The 7,879-nt window shown below is 34.9% G+C and carries 12 protein-coding genes and 1 other RNA gene; 3 read left to right on the top strand and 10 right to left on the bottom strand.

Translation table 11 applies throughout. The annotated features are described in order from the left end of the window. An RNA gene (rnpB, locus tag PHY73_08495) (RNase P RNA component class B) lies at positions 1-208 on the bottom strand; the annotation flags it as partial. A gap of 4 nt (positions 209-212) precedes the next feature. Continuing rightward, the gene (locus PHY73_08490) at positions 213-578 is read right to left on the bottom strand and encodes a DivIVA domain-containing protein (protein MDD3375739.1); all 366 of its coding nucleotides are present in this window, start codon (positions 576-578) and stop codon (positions 213-215) included. Between the two features lie 104 nt (positions 579-682). Here PHY73_08490 and PHY73_08485 point away from each other — a divergent pair, with 104 nt between their 5' ends. Next, positions 683-1,408 (top strand): exonuclease domain-containing protein, encoded by a 726-nt coding sequence (locus tag PHY73_08485; GenBank protein MDD3375738.1) that lies wholly within the window; start codon positions 683-685, stop codon positions 1,406-1,408. Beyond that, complete coding sequence (gene recU, locus PHY73_08480) at positions 1,405-2,001, top strand: Holliday junction resolvase RecU (GenBank protein ID MDD3375737.1); 597 nt, start codon at positions 1,405-1,407, stop codon at positions 1,999-2,001. Before PHY73_08485 ends, recU begins: the two co-directional genes overlap by 4 nt. A 7-nt stretch (positions 2,002-2,008) precedes the next feature. On the opposite strand, the gene nth is transcribed toward recU, so the two are convergent. From nth to PHY73_08445, 7 genes are all read right to left on the bottom strand, one after another. Next, positions 2,009-2,632 (bottom strand): endonuclease III, encoded by a 624-nt coding sequence (gene nth, locus PHY73_08475; protein ID MDD3375736.1) that lies wholly within the window; start codon positions 2,630-2,632, stop codon positions 2,009-2,011. Then, positions 2,625-3,275 (bottom strand): DnaD domain protein, encoded by a 651-nt coding sequence (locus PHY73_08470; protein ID MDD3375735.1) that lies wholly within the window; start codon positions 3,273-3,275, stop codon positions 2,625-2,627. The genes nth and PHY73_08470 overlap by 8 nt, the downstream gene beginning before the upstream one ends. Before the next feature lie 16 nt (positions 3,276-3,291). After that, positions 3,292-3,981, bottom strand: coding sequence for a hypothetical protein (locus PHY73_08465; GenBank protein MDD3375734.1), 690 nt, complete (start codon positions 3,979-3,981; stop codon positions 3,292-3,294). 67 nt (positions 3,982-4,048) lie between these two features. Then, positions 4,049-4,333, bottom strand: coding sequence for an HU family DNA-binding protein (locus tag PHY73_08460; protein ID MDD3375733.1), 285 nt, complete (start codon positions 4,331-4,333; stop codon positions 4,049-4,051). A 70-nt stretch (positions 4,334-4,403) separates the two neighbouring features. Then, the gene (gene der, locus PHY73_08455; protein ID MDD3375732.1) at positions 4,404-5,711 is read right to left on the bottom strand and encodes a ribosome biogenesis GTPase Der; all 1,308 of its coding nucleotides are present in this window, start codon (positions 5,709-5,711) and stop codon (positions 4,404-4,406) included. Further along, entirely contained in the window at positions 5,704-6,387 is a 684-nt protein-coding gene (cmk, locus tag PHY73_08450; GenBank protein MDD3375731.1) for a (d)CMP kinase, read from the bottom strand. The genes der and cmk overlap by 8 nt, the downstream gene beginning before the upstream one ends. 12 nt (positions 6,388-6,399) lie before the next feature. Then, positions 6,400-6,699 (bottom strand): hypothetical protein, encoded by a 300-nt coding sequence (locus PHY73_08445; GenBank protein ID MDD3375730.1) that lies wholly within the window; start codon positions 6,697-6,699, stop codon positions 6,400-6,402. Between the two features lie 184 nt (positions 6,700-6,883). On the opposite strand from PHY73_08445, the gene PHY73_08440 reads away from it, so the two are divergent. Then, the gene (locus tag PHY73_08440) at positions 6,884-7,063 is read left to right on the top strand and encodes a ferredoxin (GenBank protein ID MDD3375729.1); all 180 of its coding nucleotides are present in this window, start codon (positions 6,884-6,886) and stop codon (positions 7,061-7,063) included. Positions 7,064-7,090: 27 nt separating this feature from the next. Here PHY73_08440 and PHY73_08435 read toward each other — a convergent pair whose 3' ends face one another. Next, positions 7,091-7,798: an ECF transporter S component gene (locus PHY73_08435; protein MDD3375728.1), complete on the bottom strand. Its 708-nt coding sequence runs from the start codon at positions 7,796-7,798 to the stop codon at positions 7,091-7,093. Positions 7,799-7,879: the final 81 nt, after the last annotated feature.

Here is a 7,879-nt window from a genome sequence, read left to right as displayed (position 1 = left end):
TACCGCGTTCCACCTTATGGTTTCCCAATAAGCTACGTCACTGTGGCACTTTCAGGTTTCACACCATAGTTTCCCTTAGGTGATTCACCGCCGTTACGCACTCCTGCGTACCTAGCGTTATTTTTTACGCTAGCACAATCATTACAGACATCACAGCCTGTGCGAGCATGGACTTTCCTCTAACCGAAGTCAGCAATTATCCGGATCGAAATTTATTTGACGGAATTTGGATTAAAGCCTTGTTTCCAAAGGAACTTCTCTAGGGCACTAATCCTTTTCACGAGGTTTATATTATCAGCAGATACACTTTTATCGTTGTTCTTAATTCCTTCGAATCGGGCTTCATATCGCTTGTTATCAATCTCTAAGAATTTGTTTTTTTCTTCGAGTCCACTGATCTTATTTTGCATAGATTCAATGTCTTTTTGTGAAATCAAGAAATTTGATTCGATAAGTTGATAGTCCCGAATGACATTGTCTAGAAAGGAATCGACTTCCAGAGAATTATACCCATGGACCGCTCCTGTAAAGACAGTATCAAGAATTTCTTTAGAACATAGAGTAAGTTTAATTGCCATTAGTAAACCTCTTCATTTATAATATAGTAGATTAGAGGGTATTTCAATCTTTTTTCAATGAAAAAAGAGTATATATCAATACGCAACTAAATCACTATAGAAAAATGAAAAAAATAGAAAAATTGCTAAAACATCACAAAAAAATCGTATTTTTGGATTTTGAAGGAACCCAATATAGTCATGAGATGATTGCCATAGGTGCGGTCGCTGTTACAATAGATAAAAAAGGCTTAATTAAAAACCGCAAACCACCTTTTAAAATTTACGTAAAAGCCAAAAATAAAGTTGGAAAATATGTAACTGAATTAACCAATATCAACGATGATATCTTGGAGGAAAAAGGCGTAACATTTAACAAAGCCATGGAGGAATTAAAAAAATATTCCGGTTTGTCTTTCAAAAAGAGCTCATTTATTACCTTTGGAAACCATGACATGAGAATCTTGAGCCAATCGATTTCTCATAGTTTGGAATATCCAAAAGACATTTGTAGTCAGATTCAAAAGAATTACATCGACTATGCGGCATTCATAAATGAATTTTTGCGTGATAGTAATGGGAATCCATTCAGTCTTGTCCATTGCTGCGAATTATTTAATATACAATTAGCTGGCGATGCCCACGATCCAGCGATAGACGCGATTAATTTAGCCAATCTTTATGATGCTTTTCTTAAAAATATTCCTCTTGTTGTCGAGCAATACAAAAAAGCTCTTCCTTTATATGGGCATTTGCCAACCCCTGTTAACGAGTTATTAAAAAAACTTAATAATAATGAAGCTATCACTCTTGATAGTTATGATGAAGAAATAAGAAAATATTTAGCATGATGATTAAATACCCAAATGGTGAAAAATTTACATATTGTCCAAAGACGAAGAAAAAAAGCGCCCAAGAACTTTCTTATTCCTCTGCCAACCGAGGGATGAGTCTAGAGGGAGATATTAACCTATCAAACGATTATTATTTGAGAAGTGGCATCTTGCTGATTACCAAACGTCCTACTCCAATTCGTGTCGCGAAAGTAGATTATTCAAAGAGAGCAAAAATTGTCGATGCATTTTTCGAAAAACAATCAACCACCGACTACAACGGAGTGTATAAGGGAAGATATATTGATTTTGAAGCTAAGAGCACCAAAAATAAAAGCAGCTTTCCTCTTTCAAATATTACATCTCATCAAATTGAGCATTTAAAAAATGTCTTAAAATTCGGTGGAATTGCATTTTTTATTGTCGAGTTTGCCTACCACGATCAAGTGTTTTTACTGGATGCCTCCTATGTAATTAATTACTATGAAAACGGGGAGAGAAAATCTATCCCGTTCACCACCGTTTGCCAAAATGGATTATTAATAAAAAGAGGATTCAATCCTCGTCTAGATTACCTTATCGCTATTGAAGAGAAGTATTTTTCAAAATAAATTTTGTCTACTTCTTTGTGCAAAAAGTATTTAATTTGCAGTTTTCACAATTTGGTTTTCTTGCTGTGCAAAAATATCGGCCAAAATGGATGAGTTGATGGTGAATAAGTATCCATCGTGACTGTTCTATTTCCTTTTTTAGTTTCTTCTCTACAGCGAGAGGAGTGTCTAAAGCTTTCGATATTCCAAGACGCCGACATATTCTCAAGATATGAGTATCAACAGGTAAATCAGGAATATGAAAAACCTCAGCTCGTATTACTCCAGCAGTTTTGTTTCCCACACCCGGCAATTCTTGTAGTAATTCTTTGTCAGATGGTATCTCTCCATTAAAGTGTTCAATTATTTTTTGAGCAATTCCAACAACATTTTTTGCTTTGCTTTTAAAAAGCCCAAGTGGGTGGAGTATTTTTTCAATTTCAGATATATCAGCTTGAGCCAAAGATAATAAAGTTGGGTATTTTTTAAATAGTTTATTTGAGACAAGATTAACTGCAATATCAGTGGATTGGGCAGACAACATTACTTCGATAACAAATTCGTAATCTTTGTCGTGAATAAGTTCACAACCGGCATTTGGAAAAAGATCATTTAAATAGTCTTGTAATAAACGATATTGCTCTTTAGTCATCGTTTTTGTCAATCCAAGGAGTCTTAGCGATACGAATTGTCTCTTCGAGAGACTTATTCCATTCTTCACTTTTTAATGAAACTCCTTCGTTCTCTCGATCATCTCGGGAAGACCAAATAAGGAGAATTTTGTCAACCGAACGAAGTGACTTTTTGCCTTTGCTCATAGCTTCCTTGAGAGCATTGATAATTAATTCATCCGAATAGCCATAGGAGACCCATTCACGAATTTTTGATATTTCAACGGGTGCCAAAGAACGGCCTAGCATCTTGCTAAATTCTTGGAAAATGTTATTGAGTTCTGTTTCCACTTCTTTTGAGGCTTTTACTTCATCTTCTTTGGTTAAAGAGATCTGAAATTCTCGATATAGTTTAGCTTTCAATGGGTTGAGAGTCGTGATGGTCTTTTTCCCTTGAGCGATATATTCAATAAATCCTCTGGTTAACAAAGAAACGAGGGTTTTATCAATTTCTTTAACATCAAGAGACATTTTTAAAGAGAGTAGATCTGCAGTGACAAATGGATTACCCGAACTAATAAAATGATCAATCATAAAAAGAGTCACCAACTCTTTTTCGTTGATTTTTAATTTTTTGTAGTTCTCTATAAGGAGGAAACGGAAATCAATAGCTTCAGATACCATATTTGTTTTTGTGCATTTACTCTATCATATCTAATAAATGATAAATATCATATTCCTTAAAAATTTTCTCAATTCTTTCCTTTTTTTCGCTTTTTATTTTGAGCAAATCTTGTTTAATTTTGTTTTGGTTAATCTTTGAAAGCAGCTTGATATTTCGTCTAATGGCACGATCTAAATGTTTTTCAATCACAAAATCAAAGTCAATGGCGAACCGCAACGCTCTAATGATTCTAAGAGGATCTTCTTTGATGCGCGATGAAGGTTCTCCAACTGTTTTAATAATTCCTGTGTTGATGTCTTTCATACCGTTGCAATAATCAATTACACGAAAATGTTCGTCCATATACATAGCATTAATGGTGAAATCACGTCGAATAAAATCCTGCTTTAATGATTTTACAAAAACAATTTTATTGGGGTGTCGAGCATCTATATATTTTTTCTCTTTTCGAAGGGTGGTAACATCAAAAAAATAACCTTCAAATTTAAGTTTTACTGAACCATATTTTGCAAAGGTAAAATCACAGTCATACGATCCAAGAAAAGATTCCATTTCTTCTGGCGTTGCATCAGTAACGACATCTAAGTCTAAAAGAGGAGATGAGAGCAAAAAGTCTCTAACTGTTCCTCCCACAAAATAGAGGCAGAAACCATGATGAACGAAAATTTCATGAAGTCTTTGAAAAGAAAAAAATTGATTGTTCATACATTTATTATAAGAAGGCAGAAAAAAAGAGACAACAAGTTGTCTCATTCTTTCCTAAAAACTTACCTTATTTGTTAAGCTTTGCTTTTAAACTCTTTGAGGGACGGAACACAACGGTTTTGGATTCAGCAATCACAATTCGGCTGTGTTTCTTTGGGTGTGTGCCCTCTCTACTTTTACGTGTTTTTGGGGAAAAAACACCAAAGTTAGAGATATTGACTTCTTCACCTTTTAGTACGGCTTTTTCTACCAGCTTGAAAGAAATGTCAATTGCCGCTTGAGCATCTTTTTTTGAAAGATGTGCTTTTTCGGCAACGATTTCAACTAGGTCGCGTTTGTTGAGTTTCTTCATATAATTATCTCCTCTACATTTTTATTTTAACACAACTAAGCAAAAATAAACAAAAAGTACGCTTAAGGACTTACTTTTTATTTCTTAGTAAAATATTTATTGGGGTTCCTTCAAATGAAAACGTATTACGTAAACGATTCTCAATATATCGTTGATAACTGAAATGCATAAAGTTTGTGTTATTAACGAATAAGACAAATGTAGGTGGGGCAGCAGAGACTTGGGAGGCATAATAAATTTTTAATCTACCACCATTAAAATCAGGAGTTTGATTCATCAATTGAGCATCTTGAATGACATCATTTAATATACTTGTTTTAACCCTTGTATAATAGGCAATATGGACTAAGTCTAGCGCTTTAAAAATGGTTTCAATTCTTTGCTTTTTAAGCGCTGAAACGAAACAAATTGGCGCATAATCAAGGAATTTATATTCATTGCGAATGGTTTTTGTAAACTCACTCATTGTATTGGTCTCTTTATCAACAATATCCCACTTATTGACAACAATAATAATGGCTTTATGTAACTCAGTAGCATATTCAATAACGTGTTTGTCTTGATCAATAATTCCCTGATGCCCATCAACAATAAGAAGTACAATTTCGCTTCTTTCAATAGCTTTTAAAGCTCGAATAGCAGAGTACTTATCGATTGATTCATAAATTTTTCCGCGTTTTTTTAATCCAGCCGTATCGATTACAACATAGTTTTTATCATCTTTTGTAAAAGGGGTATCAATTGAATCTCTGGTTGTTCCAGAAATATCGCTAACAATAACTCTTTCTTCATTTAATAGGCAGTTGACAATAGAAGATTTTCCAACATTGGGGCGACCAACAAGACAAAAAGTGATCTGATCGGCTTGAAGTTCATATTGTTTTTCAGGTAATAATTTGACAATTTTTTGTAAAAGATCGCCGATTCCAATACCATGAGAACCACTCACTGCAATGGGTTCTCCAAGTCCAAGAGCATAAAATTCTTGGGTGTCAGAAATATGAATTCCTTCATCAATTTTGTTTACAACAAGAATAACTGGCTTTTTGACTTTATAAAGCATTTTTGCCACAAGGCGATCATCAGAGGTAAGACCAAGATGACTATCAGTGACAAACACAATGACATCTGCTTCATCAATGGCGATTTGAGTTTGAATACGAATTTGTTCCTGAAAAGGACGATTTTCGACTTCAATGCCACCTGTGTCGATAACGGAAAAGGAATGACCTAACCACTCACATTTTCCGTAGAGACGGTCACGAGTAATTCCGGCTTCGTCATCAACGATGGCGTGTCTTTCGCCAATGATACGATTAAAAATTGTTGATTTGCCAACATTTGGTGAGCCAACAATTGCAACAATACCATTAAGCATGATTTTCTTTCTCCTTCATCTTTTCGTCGATTATATCAAGAACAGTTTGAACGACTTCATCGACAGTCATATAAGAAGTATCCAGTAAAACTGCGTCAGGGGCCGCTTTTAAAGGAGCAAATTCACGATGTGAATCGATATAATCTCTTTTGCGAACATCGGTATCAATTTCATCAAGAGTACATATGATGCCTTTGCCAAGATTTTCTTCATATCGGCGGACTGCTCTGGTCTCAACACTTGCAATTTGGAAAATTTTGACTTCCGCATTTGGCAAAACATAAGTGCCAATATCTCTTCCATCCATAATAACAGAATCTTTTTCAGCCATTTTTCTTTGCGAATCAACTAACGCTAATCTTATATCTTTATAAGAAGCAATATAAGAAACTTGAGAAGACACCCGAGGCTCACGTATTTCTCGCGATACATCTTGCCCATTGCAAAGGACAATGTGATTAGGTTTAAGATCAATATGAATTTCAGGAATTAAACTTACACAAGCTTTTTCATCTTGGCAATCAATTCCTTTTTCAAGGCAATACCAAGTAAAAGCGCGGTACATAGCACCGGTATCAATATAAGTAAAACCTTTAATTTCAGCAACTTTTTTGGCTACTGTTGATTTTCCAGCAGCAGCTGGACCATCAATTGCAACAGCTATTTTTGTCATAATGCCCCCTTTTGTTTAACGGAACGCCACAATAGCGAACCATACAAGTCCCGTAACTATAAGAAAAGCGCCAAAAGAAAATGAAGAGATAATCAAAATCTTTTTTCTTGTTCTCTTCTTTAAAAAAGCCACTTGTTTCTTATCCTCTTCAATGGTGTCAATAACTTGATCGATGGGGAGAGTAGAAGTGGTATTTAGAGCTTTTTCGGGGCTGTCTTTTTTCTTATTCGATTTTGAGGTTTCTAAAACAGGAGAATTGTCTTTAGTTAATGACTGACGATATTTCTTGTATTTTGCAACTCTCGTTTCTTCCATAAACCTTATGCCTTTTAGTTTACTAAAATTAAACAATAATTTATAGACTCTTTTTAATATATTTATTCTTTTTCCACAAAAAATGCTCTGCGCAGAAAGTTAAAGGCGAAAAAGAAAGGTCTATTTGTTGCAAAATCTTAATTTTGTTTTTATAATCTTCCTATACAATTAGGAGGACATATCGATGGCCAAAAAGAAGATTAAGATCGATAAAAGCTTATGCATCGGTTGCGGAGCCTGCGCAGGAACCTACCCCGATGATATTAAGATTGACGATGATGGTCTAGCAACACCCATCAACGGTGTCGCGGACGAAGATGCAGTTGATGTCTGCCCTGTTGGTGCAATTTCCGTTGAGGAATAACTTATATAAAAAACTAGGCTTCATCGCCTAGTTTTTTTGTGCTCCTATTTTATCAATTAAGAGATGCATTCTCTTATATAGAAGAAAGGTGAGAAGCACCACTCCAATATCTTTTATGAGATTAAATGGAATGGCGATAAGCCAGAAGTACGGCCATCGTAAAGAAGTAACGGCGGGATTGGCTAATTGTACAAGACTAAGAAGCATTTCTTCACTCCACCCCATGACGAAAATATAAAAGTCCAAAATAACAAAAGTCGTGAAAAATGAAGCGACAACAAGTTGACATAATGTTCCAATCGTTAGACCAATAAGGGCGGAACTAACTTTTCTTTTTTTACGATAAAAAATTGAAGCTGGAATCACAAAGGCAAGAGATACAATAAGATCAGATAATTCGCCAACTCCAAGCGTTGAAGTCATTGGTAACTTAACAATGGTTTTTGCGATAACAACCAATGTTGCGGACAATGGTCCATATGCAAATCCAGCAATCAAGGCCGGCACTTCATCAAAATGAATATTTAAAAATGGTGGGAAAAAGGGAATGTTAAAATTAAAGAAAGGAATAATGTATAAAATAATTGAAATCGCTGCAAAAACACCACTTCTTGCAAGAATTTTTGTATTTAAACCTTTAAATTTGGATTCTGAGCCCTTCAGTAAAATAAAAATTAAGATCGCTATTAGGCCAGCTGAAGCAATGACTATTCTCCATAAATCCCAATCAGACATAAAATAAAAGGCTCCTTATTCCAGAGCCAAAAAACTTCTTTTATCCAGACTTTACTGTCGCCACTTGAATCACACAAGTTC

Source organism: Candidatus Omnitrophota bacterium (assembly GCA_028693815.1).
Classification (GTDB): domain Bacteria; phylum Omnitrophota; class Gorgyraeia; order Zapsychrales; family Aceulaceae; genus Aceula.
Note: the sequence above shows the minus strand (reverse complement) of the source record. Positions and strands in the feature narration are given on the sequence as shown.